The sequence below is a fragment of the Nocardioides humi genome, from assembly GCF_006494775.1.
GTDB classification, from domain to species: Bacteria; Actinomycetota; Actinomycetes; order Propionibacteriales; family Nocardioidaceae; genus Nocardioides; species Nocardioides humi.
This window is the reverse complement of the sequence record NZ_CP041146.1, coordinates 3007203-3024770: the sequence shown is the minus strand read 5'-3', so window position 1 is coordinate 3024770 and position 17568 is coordinate 3007203. Positions and strand designations below refer to the sequence as shown.

Here is a 17568-nt window from a genome sequence, read left to right as displayed (position 1 = left end):
TTCCCCGATACCCCAGGAGCTTCCCCGATGCGCGTACGACGGTTCTGGCCTGCTGCCCTCCTGCTGCTGACCCCGGTGCTGGCGGCCTGCGGCGACGACGACCAGCCCGTGGACGAGACGCCCACGCCCACCCCGTCCCCCACCGAGACGGCCTCGACGCCCGAGACCACCGCTCCGACCGAGCCGTCGACGACGGCCGCCGCCGGCCTGCCGGCCGCCTGCGACGTGGTGACCGCCGACGACCTCGCGGAGGCCTACGGCATGACCTTCGGCGCCCCCGAGGTCGGCGGCGACGACACCAGCGAGAACGGCCTGGCCTGGACCAGCGACGACTGCTCGTTCGAGGCCCCCGAGCTCGCCGAGGTCACCGTGAAGCTCACCGGCCCCGAGGACTTCACCCAGGGCTCCTTCGGCTGCCCGCAGCCCACCGACGACGACGGCATCGTCGAGCCGGCCAACGACATCGCGGGCGCCACCGGCGGCTGGTGGAAGGTCAGCAACCCGCCGGACTTCGAGGGCGAGCTGCGCGCCTGCGCCGATGCGGTGCTGCTGCAGATCGAGCTCGACTACGAGGACGGTGTGCAGTACGAGGGCGACCCGCTCAACCAGACGGTCGGCCTCGCCGAGAAGCTGCTCGTCGCCGTCAAGGGCTGACGTCGTCCGCCGCGGGCTCGGCCCCGGCCCACGGGGCCGAGCCCTGGAGCGCGCAGAGCAGGATCACGAGCAGGACGCCGGCCAGCCCGACGGTGCCGATCCCGTAGAGCCAGCGCCAGCCGGCGCCGTCGTACAGGACGTTGGCGACGACGGCGACGAGGATCGCGGCCTCGGCGAGGAACCACCACCAGCCGCTGCGGGCCCCGGCCGCGCGGGCGCGGGTGCCGAGCGCGTGGCACAGCGTGGCCTGGAAGCCGAGGGCCGGCAGCGACGACGCCCAGACGACCGCCGGGTCGGCGTCGTCCAGCCAGTCCCGCGCGGCCGGCGGGCTGAGGGCGATCGCGACGGCCAGGGCGAGCACCGCGAGGTAGCCCAGGGTGAGGCGCAGCCGGATGTCCGGCGCCGCCCTGGCCAGCCGGATCCAGCCGATGAGCACCAGCAGGCAGCCGAGCACCTCGGCCACGTCGACCTTGTCGTCGGGCGCGGCGGTGAAGACGACGACGGCCAGGCCGATCGCGATCCAGTAGAGCGGCTTCACGCCCCGGCCACCAGCCACGCGTCGCCCCGCGAGCGGTGCACCAGGGTGATCAGGCGGCCGCCCATGAACACCACGGAGAACATGACCCACAGCCAGGGCAGCCCCGCGCCCAGCCCACTCGTCAGCAGCACGACGGGAGCGTAGCCCGCGAGCACCGCCACCCCGGCCCAGGCCAGGTAGCGGCCGTCGCCGGCGCCGATGAGCACGCCGTCGAGCACGAACACCACCCCGGCCACCGGCTGGGCGGCCGCGGCCACCAGCAGCACCGGCACCAGCGCGTCGCGCACGCCGGCGTCGGGGGTGAACAGCGCGCCCAGCCACGGGCTCGCCGCCGCCAGCAGCAGCCCGGTCACCACGCCGCTGACCACGCCCCAGCCGACCATCCGGCCGGTGACGGCGCGGGTGCCGGCGACGTCGCCCGCGCCGAGGTAGCGGCCGGTGATCGCCTGCGCCGCGATGGCGATCGCGTCGAGCACGTAGGCGAGGAAGCCCCACAGGGTCATCGCGAGCTGGTGCGTCGCGACCGGGACCGCGGCGCTGCCGGCCCCGCCCGCGCGGTGGTCGGAGGTCGCGGTCAGCACGACGGCGTACGTCGTGACCAGTAGCGAGGCGCGCAGGGTGAGGGTCCGCACGATGAGGGGTACGCCGGCGCGGGCCGCCGCGCGCACGCCCGGCAGCTGCGGGCGCAGGGTGGCGCCCTCGCGGCGGGCGGCGCGCACCACGACCAGCACCAGCGCGACCGCCATCCCGGTCTGCGCGAGCACCGAGCCCAGCGCCGAGCCGGCGATCTCCAGGCGCGGGACCGGCCCGGCGCCGTACACGAGGGCGATGTTGAGGACCAGGTTGGCGATATTGCCGGCCACGGCCACCACGAGCGGCGTCCGGGTGTCCTGGAGGCCGCGGAGCACGCCGGTGCCGGCCAGGATGAGCAGGAGCGGGACGAGGCCGAGGGCGGCGACCCGGAGGTACGTCGTCGCGGGCTCCACGACGTCCGGGGACGCCCCGAACACGGCGACGAGGGGGTCGGCGCCGAGGGCCGTGAGCAGGGTCGCGGGGATGCCGATGAGGACCGCCAGCCACAGCCCGTCGAGCCCCTGGGCGAGGGCGTCGGCGCGGTGGCCCGCGCCGATCTGGCGGGCCACGCCGGCGGTGGTGCCGTAGGCGAGGAAGATGCACAGGCCGACAACGGTCGTGATGACGGTGCCGGCGATGCCGAGACCGGCGAGCTCCGGGGTGCCGAGGTGGCCGACGACGGCAGCGTCGCCGAGCAGGAACAGCGGCTCGGCGACGAGGGCGAGGAAGGCGGGGAACGCCAGCCGCGCGATCTCGCGGTCGAGGGCTCGGGACGTTTTCACCGCGCGTCTCCGAGAGCCGGTGGATAAGTGGGGTCGTCTTGTGGAAACAGGGGGCGGTGGTGTGGTACTGGGGGAGTCACCGTGGCGGACCCGGCTCGACCGCCCGGTGACCGGAAGGTGAACGGGATCACACCCACAGTTTTTGCCGTCCACAGGTGTGAGGGGACGTTTCCGCAGGTCAGCGGGCGTTTGACCGCCTCATCCTGCTTCATCTCCACAGCTTCCTCCCCACCCCGTGCACACCATGCCCGCGTGTCGTCCACGCCCTGCCCCGGGTTATCCCCAACCCTTGTGGATATCGGGCTTTCGGTGGGCCGCCCCCGGCCCGTAGGTTGCCGCACCGGTGCCCTTCACAGCTGACGTGCCCGCCGATTGTGTCGGACCCGGTCGGCACGCTGGTCACCGTACGGCCCGAGCAGACGAGACCAGGAGGTGGGAGGACCGTGAGCCTCACGGACGACCCGCCCGCCTGGACCGCCGAGCCGTCCGGCCAGTGGGGCGACGGCCCGGCGCCGTACGCCCCCGGCGAGGCGCCCAGCGGCGGCCGCACCCCGCCCCAGGACATGGCCGCCGAGCAGTCCGTGCTCGGCGCGATGATGATCTCCAAGGACGCCATCGCCGACGTCGTCGAGGTGCTCCGCGGCGCCGACTACTACCGTCCGGCCCACGAGGAGATCCACGAGGCGATCCTCGACCTCTACAGCCGCGGCGAGCCGGCCGACATGGTCACCGTCGCCGGCGAGCTGCAACGGCGTGGCCAGCTGCAGAAGATCGGCGGCGCGCCGTACCTCCACACCCTCGCCGCCAACGTCCCGATCGCCGCCAACGCCGGCTTCTACGCCGAGATCGTCTACGAGAAGGCGATCCTGCGGCGCCTGGTCAACGCCGGCACCAAGATCGTCCAGATCAGCTACGCCGGCGAGGGCGAGGTCGAGGGCATCGTCAACGAGGCCCAGTCCGAGATCTACAAGGTCACTGACCGCAACAAGTCCGAGGACTACGCCCCCCTGAGCGACATCATGGACGGCGTCCTCGACGAGATCGAGGCGATCGAGAACCGCGAGGCCGGCATCTACGGCGTCCCCACCGGTTTCGCCGACCTCGACGAGCTGACCAACGGCCTGCACGCCGGCCAGATGATCGTCGTCGCCGCCCGGCCCGCCATGGGCAAATCAACGCTGGCTCTCGATTTCTGCCGCGCCGCCTCCGTGGGACACAACCTGACCAGCGCCTTCTTCAGCCTGGAGATGACCCGCGCCGAGATCGTCATGCGCCTCCTCTCGGCCGAGGCCCGGATCCCGCTCAACCACATCCGCAACGGCAAGATGGGCACCGAGGAGTGGGACCGCCTGGCCCGCCACGTCGCGAAGGTCTCGGCGGCGCCGATGTTCGTCGACGACTCCCCCAACATGACGATGACCGAGATCCGCGCCAAGGCGCGCCGGCTCAAGCAGAAGCACGACCTCAAGCTGATGGTCATCGACTACCTCCAGCTGATGTCGTCGGGCAAGAAGGTCGAGTCCCGCCAGCTCGAGGTCTCGGAGTTCTCCCGCCAGATGAAGCTCCTCGCCAAGGAGCTCGAGATCCCGATCATCGCCCTCTCCCAGCTCAACCGCGGGCCCGAGCAGCGCGCCGACAAGCGCCCGGCCATGAGCGACCTGCGCGAGTCGGGCTGCTTGACCGCGGACACCCGCCTCATGCGCGCCGACACCAATGCCGAGATCACCCTGGGCGAGCTGATGGACGGCGACGTCCGCGACATCCCGGTCTGGGCCCTGGACGACCGCCTCAAGCTCGTCCCCCGCACGCTGACCCACGCCTTCCCGAGCGGCACGAAGCCGGTCTACGAGGTGACGCTCGCCTCCGGGCGCCGGGTCAAGGCGACGGGCAACCACCCGTTCCTGACGTACGACGGCTGGATGCCTCTGGCCGAGCTCGAGGTCGGCAGCCGGGTCGGTGCGATCCGGCACGTGCCGCCACCGCTGGAGATCGCGCCGCGGGATCCCAACGAGATCGTGCTGCTCGGGCACATGATCGGCGACGGGTCCTTCGTGAAGCGCCAGCCGATCCGGTACGCGTCGGTCGACGAGCACAACCTGCAGACCGTCGCCTGGGCAGCGCGGCAGCTGTTCGGCATCGAGGCGATTCGCGACGAGTACCCCGCTGCGCGCGTGACGACCCTCCGGTTGCCGGCGCCCTATCGACTGACGCACGGGAAACGGAATCCGATCGCCGAGTGGCTCGACGAGATGGGCCTTTTCGGCCTGCGTAGCCACGAGAAGTTCGTTCCCGACTGGGTCTTCTCCCTCCCCAAGGAGCAGGTCGCGCTGTTCCTGCGGAGCATCTGGGCGACTGATGGCTGCATCCACCTGTCGGAGGCGGACAGACGTGGTGCGATCTACTACGGATCGACCAGTCGGCGACTTGCCGACGACGTGGCCCGGCTCCTTGCCCGATTCAACGTGTTCGCGCAGGTGCGTGGATATCGGAAGGGCGAATACAGGATCTGCTATCAGGTTCATGTGAGCGGAGCCGAGAATCAACTGCGCTTCTTGGATGATATCGGCGCTTCCGGGTCGCGTGAGGATGCTGGCCTGGTGCTGGCGGAGTTCCTGCGGACCGTCAGGCCGCAGCCAGGCGCCGACCGCATTCCAGCCCGTGTGTGGGACGACGTTCGGCAGACGATGTCGGCGGATCCCGTCGCAGTGAGGGAACTGATGCGTGAGTTCGGCTCGGCCGCGACCATGACGAGAACCGCGCCGGGGCGGCAGAAGCTCTTCCGGATCGCGTCGATCCTCGGGGACAGCGACCTGGCGCTGATGGCGACCAACGATATTTACTGGGACGAGATTCGTTCCGTTGAATTAGTGGGCGAAATGCCCGTATTCGACGCCACCGTATTGGGCGTCCATAATTTTGTGGCAAATGGAATAGCACTCCATAACAGCATCGAACAAGATGCTGACATGGTTATTCTTTTGCACCGTGACGACGTCTACGAGAAGGAGTCGACCCGCCCCGGCGAGGCCGACCTGATCGTCGCCAAGCACCGCAACGGCGCGACCCGCGACATCGTCGTCGCCTTCCAGGGTCACTACAGCCGGTTCGTCGACATGGCGCACTGAGCGGCACGCACGGCGCCGATCCGACGGGGGAGGCGCTCAGCGCCTGGTCTCGTACCTCGTCAGCAGTACGCCGTCGGGAAAGGCCCGGGTCTCGACCAGGTCGAGGCTCACCCAGCTGTCCAGGGCCGTGAAGAACGGCGTGCCGCCGCCGACCAGGACCGGGTGGGTGACGATCGCGTACTCGTCGATCAGGCCGGCCCGCATGGCCGCGGCGGCGAGAGTGGCGCCGGCGATGTCCATGGGGCCGCCGTCCTCGGCCTTGAGGCGGGTGATCTCGGTGACCGCGTCGCCGGTGACCAGGCGGGCGTTCCCGTCGACGGCGCCGATCGTCGAGGAGAAGACGACCTTCGGCATGCCCCGCCAGCGGCGGGCGTACTCGATGTGCGCGGGGGTGGCGCCGGGCTGCTGGTCGGCGGTGGGCCAGTGGGAGCTCATCGTCTCCCACAGCCGGCGCCCGTACAGCGCCAGGCCCGTCGCTCCGACCCGGTCGGACCACCATTGGAACAGCTCGTCGCCCGGCGCGCTCCAGCCGAGGTCGTCGCCGGGCGCGGCGATGTAGCCGTCCAGGCTCATGTTCATCCCGAAGGTCAGTCTCCGCACGGCGTCAGCCTCCCGTGAGCTCGGTCCTCGGCAGGTGCAGACCCGCGCGGCGCAGAGGATTCATCGGTCGGGGCGTTCAGACCAGCCCGAGCTCCCGCGCCCGTACGCCGGCCTGGAAGCGCGACTCGGCGCCGAGTGCCTCCATCAGCTCCGCCACCCGGCGGCGGTAGGTGCGCACGCCGAGGCCGAGCATCCGGGCGGCGGTCTCGTCCTTGATCCCCTGCCCGAGCAGGTCGAGGAGCTGCGGCGCGACTCGGCGGGCCTCGGCGATCTGCGCGTCGTACACCGCCAGGTCGGTGGCGGTCCGCCAGGCGACCTCGAAGAGCGCGAGCACCCCCTGTACGACGTCGGGCTGGGTGAGCACGCTGTAGCTGCGCTGCCCCCGCCGGACGTCGCCGGCGATGATCGCCATCCGGCCGTCGAGGATGACGGTCTCGCTGAGCTCGTCGGGCGTGATCCGGACCTGGGCGCCGTGGCGCTCGCACGCCTCGTGCAGCTGACGCGCCGCGGCCGGGTCGAGGACGACGTGGGGCCGGTAGAGCTTCCGCAGCCGAACCTCCGCCGGCGGCTGGACGCCCACGGTCGTGCCCCGCAGCGCGCTCCAGCTCCGCAGGTCGGCGGCGGCGAAGACGACGTCCGAGGCGGTCGCCAGCAGATGGCCGGCCCGCGCGATCAGTTCCTCCTCGTTCCTGACCACGACGACGGCCGGAGCAGCACTCATGACTCGATTCTGCCCGCGCCGCCCCACCGGGGACACGGGTCGGCAGCAAGCTGCCATCGGCTCGTCGTCCGGCGTACGCCGCCGCAGGCTGGATGCATGACCACTGAGATGACCCCAGACCCGACCACGACCGCCGCCGGTGCTGCCGGCACCTGGCAGCTCGGCGACCGCACGGTCAACCGCCTCGGCTTCGGCGCGATGCGCCTGACCGGCATGCCGTGGGACCCCGCTCCCCGCGACCGCGAGACGGCGATCGCGGTCCTCCGCCGCGCGGTCGAGCTCGGCGTCGACCACATCGACACCGCCGCGTTCTACTTCCTGCCGACCCGATCGTCCAACGAGCTGATCAGCACCGCGCTGCAGCCGTACGCCGACGACCTGGTCATCGTCACCAAGGTCGGCCCGAGCCGCTCCCGGGCCGGCGGGTTCGAGGAGTACGCACGGCCGGGCCAGCTCCGCACGCAGGTCGAGGAGAACCTCCGCCAGCTCGGCCGCGACCAGCTCGACGTCGTCAACCTGCGCTGGGGCGCGGGGCTCGGCAAGGACGAGGGGTCCATCGCCGACCACCTGGGTGCCCTCGCGGAGCTCCGCGATGTGGGGCTGATCCGGCACCTCGGCGTCTCCAATGTCACCGCCGAGCAGCTCACCGAGGCGCTCGCGCTCACCCCGATCGTCTGCGTCCAGAACCGGTACGGACTCACCGAGCGGGCCGACGACACCATCCTCGACCTGTGCGCCCGCCACGGCGTTGCCTTCGTCCCCTTCTTCGCGATGGGTGCGGGCGTGCCGGGCGCGGTCCCCGGCGCCGAGGTCGACCGGACCGGGGAGAGCGTGATCGCCGAGATCGCCGACCAGGTCGGCGCCACCCCCGCCCAGGTACGCCTCGCCTGGACGCTCCACCGCGGACCGCACGTCCTCGCCATCCCCGGCACCGGCAGCCTCGACCATCTCGAGCAGAACGTCGCGGCCGCCGGGATCGAGCTCGGCCCCGATGCGCTCGCCCGGCTGGACGCGATCGGCGCCCATGACGGCCCGCCCATGACGGCCCGCCCATGACGGCCCGCCCATGACGGCCCGCCCATGACGGCCCGCCCATGACGGCCCGCCCATGACGGCCCGCCCATGACGGGTCGCCCATGACGGGTCGCCCGTGACCGACCGCCACTGACGATCGCGGTACGCCGCCGCGCCGTGAGTCAGCGCTGGCGCCGGCGCGCCGCCTGGGCGAGGAGCCCGTCGACGAGGGCCTCGAGCCCGTCGGCGAAGGTGTCGCGTGCGGAGACCTCCACCCACTGCTCGCTCACGGCGGCCAGGCCGGGCAGCCGGGCCGGGTCGTGCTTGCTGATCGACGGGTCGGGGCGGGCGAAGATGACGGCGGGGGCCGCGGCGTCGGTGTCGGCGCGCCGGGCGCGGGTGTTGGCGCGGACCAGGATCTCGCCGACCGTGTAGTACCAGATGTTGCGGAAGACGAGGATCGACTGCTCGGGGGTGCAGCCCGCCTGGGCGGCCCCGCTGACGACGGCCTCGACGAGCCAGATGGCCGCGTCGTCGAGTCGGCTGAGGAAGCCGTCGGTGGTGACGACCTCGGCGATCCAGGGGTGCGCGGCGAGGGCGTCGTGGCCGGCGATGCCGGCGGCGACGATCCGGTCCCGCGGGTCGTCGGGAAGGTCGGGGCGGGGGAGCTGGGTGAGGTGGTCGTTGACCAGCTGGACCAGCAGGTCGCCGCGGTCGTCGACGTGGTGGTAGATCGTCATCGCGCTCACGCCGATCTCGCCGGCGATGCGGCGTACGGTCAGCTTCTCCCAGCCGTCCCGCTCGATGATCAGCCGGGCCGCCGCGAGCACCTCGGCGCGGGAGGTTCGGGGCGGCCGGCCGGTCCGGCCCCGTGTCGGCGTCGGCTTCGCTGCGGGCACCGCCCCATCCTCCCAGTACGCCGCGCGCTCGACAGGCGTGGTCGCGTCAGCTACTTTATTTACATGTACGAAAACTCTCCCGTCCGAACCCTCGCGGCCGTGTGCGCGGCCCAGTTCCTGGTGTCGCTCGACCTCTCGGTCGTCAACGTGGCGCTGCCGCAGATCGACGCGGAGCTCGGGTTCAGCACGGTCGGCCTCACCTGGGTGATCCACGCCTACGCGCTGACGTTCGGGGGCTTGCTCCTCCTCGGCGGCAAGGCCGCCGACCGCCTCGGCCGCCGGCCCGTGCTCGTCGCGGGCCTGGTCCTCTTCGGCCTGGCCTCCCTCGCCGGCGGCTTCGCCGAGCAGCCGGCTCACCTCGTGGCGGCGCGGGCGGTCCAGGGCATCGGCGCCGCGGCGCTGGCACCCGCGGCGCTCTCGGTGCTGACCGAGGCCTTCCCGAGCGGGCGGCAACGCGTCCGCGCGTTCGGCATCTGGGGTGCGATGAACGCCGCCGGCGGCGCGCTCGGCGTGCTGGTCGGCGGCCTGCTCACCGAGTACGCCGACTGGCGCTGGGTCATGTTCGTCAACGTGCCGATGGTCCTGGTGACCCTGGCGCTGGTGGCCCGCGGCGTCGCGGCCTCCCCACCCCGGTCCGACACGGGCGACCCGACGTGCTGGGCGGCGTACTGGCCACCGCCGGCGTCGGCCTGCTGGTGCTCGGCATCGTGCGGTCCGACCAGATCGGCTGGGCCACGGCGACGACCTGGGCGACGATCCTCGCGGGCCTCGCCCTGCTCGCCGGGTTCGGGTACGTCGAGGCCCGCACCGCCGCGGAGCCGCTGCTCCGCCTCGGCCTCCTCCGGTCCCGCTCGATCGCCGGATCGAACGCGTTCAACCTGCTCGTCGGCGCGGCGATGGCGTCGGCGTTCTACTTCATGTCGCTCTACCTGCAGGTCGTGCTGGGGCATGGCCCGGCGCGCACCGGCCTCGAGTTCCTGCCGTTCGCCCTCGGCGTCGTGCTCGGGTCGATGCTCGCGATCCGGCTCGGCTACCGCGTCGGACCGCGGGCACTGCTCGTCACCGGAGCGCTGCTCACGGCGATCGGCTTCGGCTGGTTCGCCCGGGTCGACGCCGAGGGGACCTTCCTCGCCGACGTCCTCGTCCCCTCGCTCGTCGCCAGCGTCGGCTTCGGCATCAGCCTGGCCACCGTCGTACGCACGGCCACGGCGGAGGTCGCGCCGGCGGAGTCCGGTGTCGTCTCCGGGCTGCTCAACAGCTCCCGCCAGATCGGCGCCGCCCTCGGCCTGGCCGCCCTCGGCGCCGCGGCCGCCCACCGCACCGGCGGCCGCGCGGACCCGGGCTCGCTGGCCGACGGCTACGGATGGGGACTGCTGCTCAGCGCGCTGGTGCTGGTCGCGGCGGCCGCGATCGCCCACCTGGTCCTGCCCGAGACGTCCGCGGCCGGCGGTGACGTCGTCGAGGACGGAGTCCTGACCGCGAAGGAGAGCCGATGAACGAGAGCACCGTCGACCGGCGAGGTCCCCTAGCCCTGATGTACGCCGGCCTCGCGCTGACCGTCGCCGCGGCCGTCGCGCCCTTCCTGGCCCGGCCGGTGCTGGGCGATCACGTCCGGGCCGGCTACCCGGAGTACTCCGACGCGCGGGTCGACACCGCGGTGACGGCGTGGCTGGTCATCCTGGCCGTCCTCGGTGCGCTCGGCGCCGTCGGCTGGGGCCTCTCCATCTGGGCCGTCCACAGGCAGCGCTGGGCCAGGCCGACGGCGACCGTGATGCTGATCCTCGGCATCGCCGCCGCGCTCACGGTCGCGCTGGTCAGGGACACCTCCGGCGAGGTCGGCCTCGCGCCGCTGTTCGGCTGGATCGGGATCCTGCCCTGCCTGGCCGGTGCGGCTGCCGTCGTCCGGCTCTGGAGGGGGTCGGTCTAGGGCCTGCATCGCCGTCGCGACCTCCTCGGCGGCCGCGTCGGGGATCCTCGTCGAGGCCCCTTCGAGGACGAGTAGGCGCGCGCCGGGGATCTCGCGCGCGAGCGCCTCGCCGTTGCCGACGGGGAAGAACGGGTCGCGGCGACCGTGCACGACCAGCGTCGGCATGGCGAGCCCGGGCAGCCGCTCGCGCCAGCGCGGACCGCAGTCGAGACGGGAGAACACCATGCCCAGCTGGTTGGCCAGCTGCACCGCGGGGGCGGTGCCCGGCGTACGGTCCCAGATGCGGGCGGCGGCTGCGCGGGCGGCGGCGGGATCGTCGCCGAGGATCGCCGCGCCGTCGGCGGCGAAGTCCGTCACGGCCTCGCGGTCGGACCAGTCCGGCATCGGGCGCCCGAACAGCCGCTCCATCGTGGCCGCGTCATGGTCGGGCAGGTCGTCGTCGACCGGACCCGGGGCGACGGGCCGCGTCCCGGCGAGGGTGAGCGCGCAGAACGCGTCCGGGTGGTCGAGCGCGGCGACCTGGGCGACCATGCCGCCGACGCCGATGCCCGCCAGGTGTGCGGGACGGTCGTCGAGCTCGCGGGCGAGCGCCGCCGCGTCGGCGGCCAGGTCCCGCAGCGTGTACGACGGCGCGTCGGGATCGAGGGTGAGCGACGCGCCCGCGTCGCGCAGGTCGTACCGGACGACGCGGTGCGCGCCCCGCGCGAGGGCCGCGCAGAGCCGGTCGGGCCAGGAGAGCATGGTCGGGCCGCCCACGCACAGCACCAGTGGCGCCGCCGGGTCGCCGAGCTGCTCGATCCCGAGCGTGACGCCGTTCGCCTCGACCGTCGTGGGATACATCGTGGACCTCCGGGCGCCGTGGCGCTGTCGTCGTACGTGATTCAGGGCTGCTCCACGGGTGGACGGCCGGGCGGGCGAGAACTCATCGGGCCGTCCGCACCGCCGCCGCCATCCGGTCGGCGAGCGCGCCGACGGCGGCCCGGAGCTCGGGCCCGCCCTCGACCCGGAAGGAGAAGGGCAGCGCCGAGAGCCACTCGCCGGCGACCATCGCGGGGTTGCTCGTCGTGCCGAGAAGCAGGCAGTGATCCTCGTCCAGGGACTCGAGGCGGCCCATCGGCGGCGCGATGCGCGGGGCCACCTCGGCGTACGGCGCGGCGAAGACGACCCTGGTCTCGAACTCCCGTCCCGAGCCGAGGTGCTCCTCCAGCAGCGGCACCGGATCGAGCCCGGGTGGCGGCTCGAAGGCGGCGTCGCACGTCGTCACGGAGACGACCCGGTCGATCCGGTAGGTGCGCACCGCGTCGGCGCGGAGGGAGTGGCACAGGAGGTACCACAGGCCGTGGCGTACGACGACGGCCCACGGCTCCACCTCCTCCTCCCACGCGGCGTCGGCCCGGCTGCGGTAGCCGATCCGCACGCGCTGCCGGTCCGCGACGGCGGTGGCGAGCGCGATGGTGCGCGCGGGATCGGGTCGCGGGGCGCGGGACGGGGCCGCGGAGGCGTGCCGCAGCACGGTCGCCGCGGGAGCGCCGACGTGCTCGGGCAGCGCCCGGACCAGCTTGGCCAACGCGGCTCCGACCGGGTCCTCCTCGTCCCCGGGACGGCTGCCGTCGAGCACGGCCATCACCAGGCCGAGCGCCTCGGTGGCGCTGAAGACGAGGGGCGGCAGCCGGATCCCGCGGCCCAGCCGGTAGCCGCCGTACGGGCCCCGCACCGACTGCACCTCGATGTCGGCGTCGCGCAGCATCGCGACGTACCGCCGGGCCGCGCGCGGGGTGACGCCGAGCTCGGCGGCGAGGCGTGCGGCGGTGATGCCGGGGTGCTCCTGGAGCAGCTCCAGCACCCGGAGCGCCCGCGAGGCGGGACTGACGACGGCCACGCCACCACGCTAATGCGGAACGGATCCGTCCTGAACCGTCGCTAGCGTGCGGAGCTGCCGTGATCCGTTCGAACGACAGGAGTGAACCGATGGCCGAGCTCGTCCTCTTCCACCACGCCCGCGGACTCACCGACGGGGTCCGGGAGTTCGCCGGGAGCCTGCGCGCCGCGGGCCACGTCGTGCACACCCCCGACCTGCTCGACGGCGTGGTCCCCGACAGCATCGACGCGGGCCTCGCGCTGATCCGCGAGCTCGGCGACGAGTGGGACCGACGGGCGGACCGCGCCGTCGCCGACCTCCCCGAGGCCCTGGTGTACGCCGGCTTCTCGGCGGGCGAGGCGCTCGCCCAGCGCCTCGCCCAGACCCGGCCGGGAGCGCGGGGCGCGCTGCTCTACGAGTCCTGCATCCCGGTGACCGGGGAGTGGGCCCTCGGGCCGTGGCCCGACGGCGTGCCGGTGCAGGTGCACGGAGCCGAGGGCGACGAGTTCTTCGCCGAGGACCTGCCCGCGGCCCGCGAGCTGGTCGACCTCGCCGGCCCCGGGCTGGCCGAGCTCTTCGTCTACCCCGGGAGCGGTCACCTGTTCACCGACAGCTCGCTCCCCGCGTACGACGCCGACGGCGCCGCGCTCGTGCTGGAGCGCTCCACGGCCTTCCTCGACCGGCTCGGCTGAGCACGCACGGTGCCATTGACAAATATTCTTGTCAATGGCACCGTGACCGGCATGCGGGACGTCGAGGTCATCGAGAGCGTGGAGGCAGCCGCAGCCGCGCTGGATCCGGTCCGGGCCCGGCTGCTCGGCGAGCTGGCCGTCCCGGCCTCCGCCGCCGGGCTCGCCGCCCGGGTCGGCATCGCGCGCCAGAAGGTCAACTACCACCTCAAGGCGCTCGAGGCGCACGGCCTGGTGGAGCTGTCCGAGGAGCGGCGGCACGGCGGCATCACCGAGCGGGTGCTGCAGGCGTCCGCGGCGTCGTACGTCGTGTCGCCGGCCGCCGTCAGCGCGTCCGCTGCCGATCCGGGCGCCAGCGCCGACCACCTGTCCGCGGGCTACCTCGTCGCGCTGGCCGGCCGGCTGGTGCGGGAGGTGGGCGCCCTGGCGCGGCGGGCCGGCGCGTCCGGCAAGCGGCTGCCGACACTGACCATCGACACCCAGATCGGCTTCCGCTCGGCCGCCGACCGGGCCGCCTTCGCGGACGACCTGACCGCGGCGGTGCTCGACCTGGCCGCCCGCTACCACCACGACGACGGTCGCCCCCACCGGCTGGTCGTCGCCGCCCACCCCCTCCCGAGGAGAGCTGATGAGCACGACCCCGAACGTCCCGTACCGCCTGGAGTTCAGCGTCGAGGTCCCGGGCACCCCGGAGCAGGTGTGGCAGGCCGTCGCCACCGCCCAGGGGATGAGCGCCTGGTTCCTGCCGACCGAGCTGGAGGAGCGCGAGGGCGGCGCGCTGCACTTCACCATGGGCCCCACGATGGGCTCGGACGGCCGGGTCACCGGCTGGGACCCGCCGCGCCGCCTCGTCTACGAGGAGGACTGGGCCGCCCTCATGGGCGTGGACCCGGACGCGCTCAGCCCGCTGCGGTCGGAGTTCCTCGTGGAGGCCCGGTCCGGCGGCACCTGCGTCGTCCGCGTCACCAGCAGCGGCTTCGGCATCGGCGCCGACTGGGAGGCGGAGTTCTGGGACGAGCTGGGGCCCAACTGGATGCCGTTCTTCGACAACCTGCGCCTCTACCTGACCCACTTCCCCGGCCAGGAGGCCACGCAGCTCGAGGCCACCGCCTCCCACGCGGTCACCGCGGAGGCGCTCTGGTCGATCCTGTACGACGCGCTGGGGCTGGGCGCGGAGGGCACGACGGTCGAGGTGCGCGGCGCCACCGGCACGGTCGAGCGGCTCGGCGAGCGGCAGGCGCTGGTCCGGCTCACCGATCCGGTGCCCGGGATGCTCAGCGTCTTCACGTACCCCGAGGGCGAGGACAAGGCGATGGCGGGCGTGCGGGCCTACCTGTTCTCCGCCGACGCGGCGGACCACGTGCGGCGTGAGGAGCCGGCCTGGCGCGCCTGGCTGCAGGCGCTGGCCGCCGACGCGGATCAGGCCCGCGACTGAGGGTCAGCGGCCGGCCCAGGCCCGGTGCTCGGCCGCGAGCCCCTCGACGAGGAGGTCGAGCGCGTCCTCGACCCGCTCGTCGTCGCCGGTCGTGAGCAGGTCGAGGAGGAGGCCGCGCAACTGGGCGACCAGGAGCGTGGCGAAGGCGTCCACCCGCTCGGGCGGGCAGCCGGCGTCGAGCGCGAGCCGGCGGGTGTCCTCGATCCAGTGGGGGACGGTGCTCTGCAGGAACCCCTGGTACGCCGCCGGGCTCTGCAGCGCCAGGCCGTAGGCCTCGTACATCAGCCGGTAGTAGCGGAGGTTCTCCGGCTGCGTCCACCAGGCCCACAGCTTGCGGACGACGTCCGTGGGCGCGTCGTCGGGGGCAGGTCGAGGGGCACCGGCTCGCGGGTCCGGATCAGCTCCATGACCTCGAGCAGCAGCTCGTCCTTGGTGCCGAAGTGGTGGCGCATGGTCACGTGGGAGACGCCCACGGCGGTGCCCAGCTTGCGGAAGGACAGGCCGTGGACCCCGTTCTCCAGCAGGTAGTCGAGGACCGCCGCGAGGATCTCGGCCCGCCGGTGCCGATAGCGCAGGGCGCGACCGTCCACCCCTCGTCGCTCACTCCGGCACTCCTTCGATCGCGTCTGCGCGCCCCATCCTACGAGGCTCTACCGAGTGGTAGAGGAAACTCTGAGATTGCACTACCATCTGGTAGATCAATCTTCGGCCGAGGGGCGATGCACCATGGATCAGACACAGCCGACCGTCCTCGTCGTCGGCGCGGGCCTCTCCGGCCTGGTCGCGGCCCGGGAGCTGCAGCGGCGGGGCGCCGACGTCGTCGTCCTCGAGTCCGCCGAGCGGGTCGGCGGCCGGGCGATGGCGGTGACCACCGCGCTGGGATCCCGCGTCGACCTCGGCGGGCAGTGGATCGGCAGCGACCACCACCGGATCACCGCGCTGGCGGAGGAGCTGGGCCTCGACACGTACCCGATGCACAGCAAGGGCCTGCCGCGCCTCGTCTCCGGCGGCCGCGAGGTCCGGGCGGTGTCGCCGTCGGTGCTCCCGGCCGCCCTCGCCCTCGCGGGCCTGGAGGTGCTGACCCGCACCGGCGCGACCGGCCGCTGGAACGACGCGACGGTCGACGCGTGGCTGCGCCGGGTCCCCGGTCGTACGGCGCGCCGGCTGCTCGAGGTCATCGCGCTGATCTCCTGGACCGCCGACCTGGACCGCTTCTCGGTGCATGCGATGTCCGAGCTGGTACGACGCCAGGGCGGCCTGCGCACGATCCTGTCGACCACGAACGGCGCGCAGGACTCGCTCCTCGTCGAGGGCGCGGGCACGCTCGTCGAGCGACTCGCCGCCGAGCTGGGCTCCCGGGTGCTGACCGGGCAGCGGGTCATCGCGATCGCCCGCGACGACGACGGCGTCACTGTGCACACCGCCTCGCGGGAGCTCCGCGGCGCGCGGGCGATCGTCACCGTGCCGCCGCCGGTCGCCGGCCGGATCGAGCACCACCCGCCGCTGCCGCCGGAGCGGGCCGCGCTGGAGCGCGACACCTCCATGGGGTCGGTCTACAAGGCGATCGCGGTCTACGACCGGCCGTTCTGGCGGGAGCGGGGGAGCGGCGAGCTGCTCGTGCTCGACGACCCCGGCCGCGCGGTCTTCGACACCACGCCGCCGGGCGGGCCCGGCCACCTGTGCACCCTCGTGGGCGGCCCGGAGGCCCGCGCCCTCGACGACCTGGACCCGGCCGAGCGCCGGCGCACCCTGCTCGGCCCGCTCGTCGCCCACCTCGGGCCGGCGGTCCTCGAGCCGGCGGACTGGCAGGAGAAGGCGTGGCACCGCGACGAGCACGCCGGCGGTGGGTACGTCGCGCTGCCCGCGCCCGGCACCACCGCGGGCATCCCGCCCGTGTCGCACCTGCCCGCGGGCACCGTGCACTGGGCGGGCTCGGAGACGGCGGAGGACCACCCCGGGTACCTCGAGGGGGCGATCGACGCCGGCGAGCGCGCGGCCCGGGAGGTCGCCGCGGCGCTGGGGGACCGGATCAGCCCGGACCCTCCGGGTGGGTGAGGTCGTAGGCGCGGGACAGCTTCTGGGGGACGACCATGCGCCAGGCGTCGACGACGAGCTCACGGGCCTCGGCCGGCTCCAGCGCGGCGAGGTCGGCGTGGACCCAGTTGAAGCGCAGCTCGGACTCCGCCGGCAGGTGGAATTTCGCCGGCTCGCCGCCGACGAGCGCCGCGCGCTCCTCCTTGGGGAACGCGAAGCCCATCACGGTCTCGTCGAGCGAGAACGCGACGTACACGATCTGGCCGACGCGGAACTTCAGCCGGTTGCGCACGTGGACCTCGTACGAGCGCTCCAGCTCCGAGCCGAGGGACCGGACGTCGTCGACGGTCGCCATGCTCAGCCGGCGGTCGGGGTCTCGTCGAGCGGCCAGACCTCGATCACGCCGTGGGCGACGGCGCAGGGCGACCCGGCGACCAGGGCGACAGCCTCGTCGAGGCTCGCCGCCTCGACCACCGCGAACCCGGCCACGGGCAGGTCGGAGCGCAGGAACGGCCCCTCCGTGGTCCCGGTCCCGGCGCCGTCGTGGTTGCGGACCTGGACGGGCGTGCCGGCCACGCCCATCCGCGCGCCGCGGGCCAGGAGCGCGGCGTCGTTCGCATGCGCGGCGTCGCGCACGGCCGGGTCGGTGCGGTCGTAGTCGTCCGGGTCGCCGTAGCCGATCGTGATGAACGTGGGCATGTTCGCCTCCTCGCGATGGT

18 protein-coding genes and 2 pseudogenes are annotated in these 17568 nt (G+C 73.4%); 9 read left to right on the top strand and 11 right to left on the bottom strand.

All coding sequences use genetic code 11. The annotated features are described in order from the left end of the window. Positions 1-27: 27 nt before the first annotated feature. Positions 28-654 (top strand): hypothetical protein, encoded by a 627-nt coding sequence (locus FIV44_RS14855; RefSeq protein ID WP_141005111.1) that lies wholly within the window; start codon positions 28-30, stop codon positions 652-654. On the opposite strand, the gene FIV44_RS14850 is transcribed toward FIV44_RS14855, so the two are convergent. Together FIV44_RS14850 and FIV44_RS14845 are read right to left on the bottom strand one after the other, a co-directional pair. Then, complete coding sequence (locus tag FIV44_RS14850) at positions 644-1192, bottom strand: hypothetical protein (protein WP_141005110.1); 549 nt, start codon at positions 1190-1192, stop codon at positions 644-646. The two genes, FIV44_RS14855 and FIV44_RS14850, sit on opposite strands and share 11 nt — an antisense overlap. Beyond that, positions 1189-2547 (bottom strand): MATE family efflux transporter, encoded by a 1359-nt coding sequence (locus tag FIV44_RS14845; protein WP_141005109.1) that lies wholly within the window; start codon positions 2545-2547, stop codon positions 1189-1191. The genes FIV44_RS14850 and FIV44_RS14845 overlap by 4 nt, the downstream gene beginning before the upstream one ends. A 563-nt stretch (positions 2548-3110) precedes the next feature. Here FIV44_RS14845 and FIV44_RS14840 point away from each other — a divergent pair. Continuing rightward, on the top strand, positions 3111-5672 hold the full coding sequence (locus FIV44_RS14840; RefSeq protein WP_219996512.1) for a replicative DNA helicase: 2562 nt from the start codon (positions 3111-3113) through the stop codon (positions 5670-5672). 36 nt (positions 5673-5708) lie between these two features. Here the strand turns inward: FIV44_RS14840 and FIV44_RS14835 are convergent, their stop codons facing one another. Next, on the bottom strand, positions 5709-6272 hold the full coding sequence (locus FIV44_RS14835) for a dihydrofolate reductase family protein (RefSeq protein ID WP_141005107.1): 564 nt from the start codon (positions 6270-6272) through the stop codon (positions 5709-5711). A gap of 76 nt (positions 6273-6348) precedes the next feature. Further along, entirely contained in the window at positions 6349-6993 is a 645-nt protein-coding gene (locus FIV44_RS14830; protein WP_141005106.1) for a response regulator transcription factor, read from the bottom strand. 96 nt (positions 6994-7089) lie between these two features. Here FIV44_RS14830 and FIV44_RS14825 point away from each other — a divergent pair, with 96 nt between their 5' ends. Beyond that, complete coding sequence (locus FIV44_RS14825) at positions 7090-8049, top strand: oxidoreductase (protein ID WP_246086964.1); 960 nt, start codon at positions 7090-7092, stop codon at positions 8047-8049. Positions 8050-8189: 140 nt separating this feature from the next. On the opposite strand, the gene FIV44_RS14820 is transcribed toward FIV44_RS14825, so the two are convergent. Next, complete coding sequence (locus tag FIV44_RS14820; protein WP_141005105.1) at positions 8190-8906, bottom strand: TetR/AcrR family transcriptional regulator; 717 nt, start codon at positions 8904-8906, stop codon at positions 8190-8192. A 63-nt stretch (positions 8907-8969) separates the two neighbouring features. Between FIV44_RS14820 and FIV44_RS34065 the strand changes: the two are divergent. Beyond that, positions 8970-9491: pseudogene (locus tag FIV44_RS34065) on the top strand (MFS transporter); the annotation flags it as partial. A gap of 68 nt (positions 9492-9559) precedes the next feature. Continuing rightward, positions 9560-10402 carry an MFS transporter gene (locus tag FIV44_RS32220; RefSeq protein WP_246086962.1) on the top strand — a complete coding sequence of 281 codons (843 nt, stop codon included), beginning with the start codon at positions 9560-9562 and terminating at the stop codon, positions 10400-10402. A gap of 29 nt (positions 10403-10431) precedes the next feature. Here FIV44_RS32220 and FIV44_RS14805 read toward each other — a convergent pair whose 3' ends face one another. Together FIV44_RS14805 and FIV44_RS14800 are read right to left on the bottom strand one after the other, a co-directional pair. After that, on the bottom strand, positions 10432-11673 hold the full coding sequence (locus FIV44_RS14805) for an alpha/beta fold hydrolase (protein ID WP_219996458.1): 1242 nt from the start codon (positions 11671-11673) through the stop codon (positions 10432-10434). A gap of 82 nt (positions 11674-11755) precedes the next feature. Next, complete coding sequence (locus FIV44_RS14800) at positions 11756-12712, bottom strand: helix-turn-helix transcriptional regulator (protein ID WP_141005104.1); 957 nt, start codon at positions 12710-12712, stop codon at positions 11756-11758. Between the two features lie 59 nt (positions 12713-12771). On the opposite strand from FIV44_RS14800, the gene FIV44_RS14795 reads away from it, so the two are divergent. The 3 genes and pseudogenes from FIV44_RS14795 (at position 12772) to FIV44_RS14785 (ending at position 14815) form a co-directional block, all read left to right on the top strand. Next, entirely contained in the window at positions 12772-13383 is a 612-nt protein-coding gene (locus FIV44_RS14795; RefSeq protein ID WP_281285849.1) for a dienelactone hydrolase family protein, read from the top strand. A 51-nt stretch (positions 13384-13434) separates the two neighbouring features. Further along, positions 13435-13611, top strand: a pseudogene (locus tag FIV44_RS32215) (winged helix-turn-helix domain-containing protein); the annotation flags it as partial. 397 nt (positions 13612-14008) lie between these two features. Beyond that, complete coding sequence (locus FIV44_RS14785) at positions 14009-14815, top strand: SRPBCC family protein (RefSeq protein ID WP_141005102.1); 807 nt, start codon at positions 14009-14011, stop codon at positions 14813-14815. Positions 14816-14818: 3 nt separating this feature from the next. Here the strand turns inward: FIV44_RS14785 and FIV44_RS31365 are convergent, their stop codons facing one another. After that, a complete protein-coding gene (locus tag FIV44_RS31365) occupies positions 14819-15097 on the bottom strand; it encodes a hypothetical protein (RefSeq protein WP_219996457.1) in 279 nt (92 codons plus the stop codon). Beyond that, positions 15097-15405: a TetR/AcrR family transcriptional regulator gene (locus FIV44_RS31360; RefSeq protein ID WP_219996456.1), complete on the bottom strand. Its 309-nt coding sequence runs from the start codon at positions 15403-15405 to the stop codon at positions 15097-15099. The genes FIV44_RS31365 and FIV44_RS31360 overlap by 1 nt, the downstream gene beginning before the upstream one ends. Positions 15406-15541: 136 nt before the next feature. Between FIV44_RS31360 and FIV44_RS14775 the strand changes: the two genes are divergently transcribed. Further along, positions 15542-16870 (top strand): flavin monoamine oxidase family protein, encoded by a 1329-nt coding sequence (locus FIV44_RS14775; RefSeq protein WP_141005101.1) that lies wholly within the window; start codon positions 15542-15544, stop codon positions 16868-16870. Here FIV44_RS14775 and FIV44_RS14770 read toward each other — a convergent pair. Both FIV44_RS14770 and FIV44_RS14765 read right to left on the bottom strand, forming a co-directional pair. Then, a complete protein-coding gene (locus FIV44_RS14770; RefSeq protein WP_141005100.1) occupies positions 16845-17204 on the bottom strand; it encodes an MmcQ/YjbR family DNA-binding protein in 360 nt (119 codons plus the stop codon). The two genes, FIV44_RS14775 and FIV44_RS14770, sit on opposite strands and share 26 nt — an antisense overlap. A 2-nt stretch (positions 17205-17206) precedes the next feature. Further along, positions 17207-17548 carry a YciI family protein gene (locus FIV44_RS14765; protein WP_141005099.1) on the bottom strand — a complete coding sequence of 114 codons (342 nt, stop codon included), beginning with the start codon at positions 17546-17548 and terminating at the stop codon, positions 17207-17209. Positions 17549-17568: the final 20 nt, after the last annotated feature.

Coding starts and splice junctions, on each gene's coding strand:
- FIV44_RS14855 (WP_141005111.1), top strand. CDS start 28: ATGCGCGTACGACGGTTCTGGCCTGCTGCCCTCCTGCTGCTGACCCCG.
- FIV44_RS14840 (WP_219996512.1), top strand. CDS start 3,111: ATGGCCGCCGAGCAGTCCGTGCTCGGCGCGATGATGATCTCCAAGGAC.
- FIV44_RS14830 (WP_141005106.1), bottom strand. CDS start 6,993: ATGAGTGCTGCTCCGGCCGTCGTCGTGGTCAGGAACGAGGAGGAACTG.
- FIV44_RS14825 (WP_246086964.1), top strand. CDS start 7,090: ATGACCACTGAGATGACCCCAGACCCGACCACGACCGCCGCCGGTGCT.
- FIV44_RS14805 (WP_219996458.1), bottom strand. CDS start 11,673: ATGTATCCCACGACGGTCGAGGCGAACGGCGTCACGCTCGGGATCGAG.
- FIV44_RS14785 (WP_141005102.1), top strand. CDS start 14,009: ATGAGCACGACCCCGAACGTCCCGTACCGCCTGGAGTTCAGCGTCGAG.
- FIV44_RS31365 (WP_219996457.1), bottom strand. CDS start 15,097: ATGTACGAGGCCTACGGCCTGGCGCTGCAGAGCCCGGCGGCGTACCAG.
- FIV44_RS14775 (WP_141005101.1), top strand. CDS start 15,542: ATGGATCAGACACAGCCGACCGTCCTCGTCGTCGGCGCGGGCCTCTCC.
- FIV44_RS14770 (WP_141005100.1), bottom strand. CDS start 17,204: ATGGCGACCGTCGACGACGTCCGGTCCCTCGGCTCGGAGCTGGAGCGC.
- FIV44_RS14765 (WP_141005099.1), bottom strand. CDS start 17,548: ATGCCCACGTTCATCACGATCGGCTACGGCGACCCGGACGACTACGAC.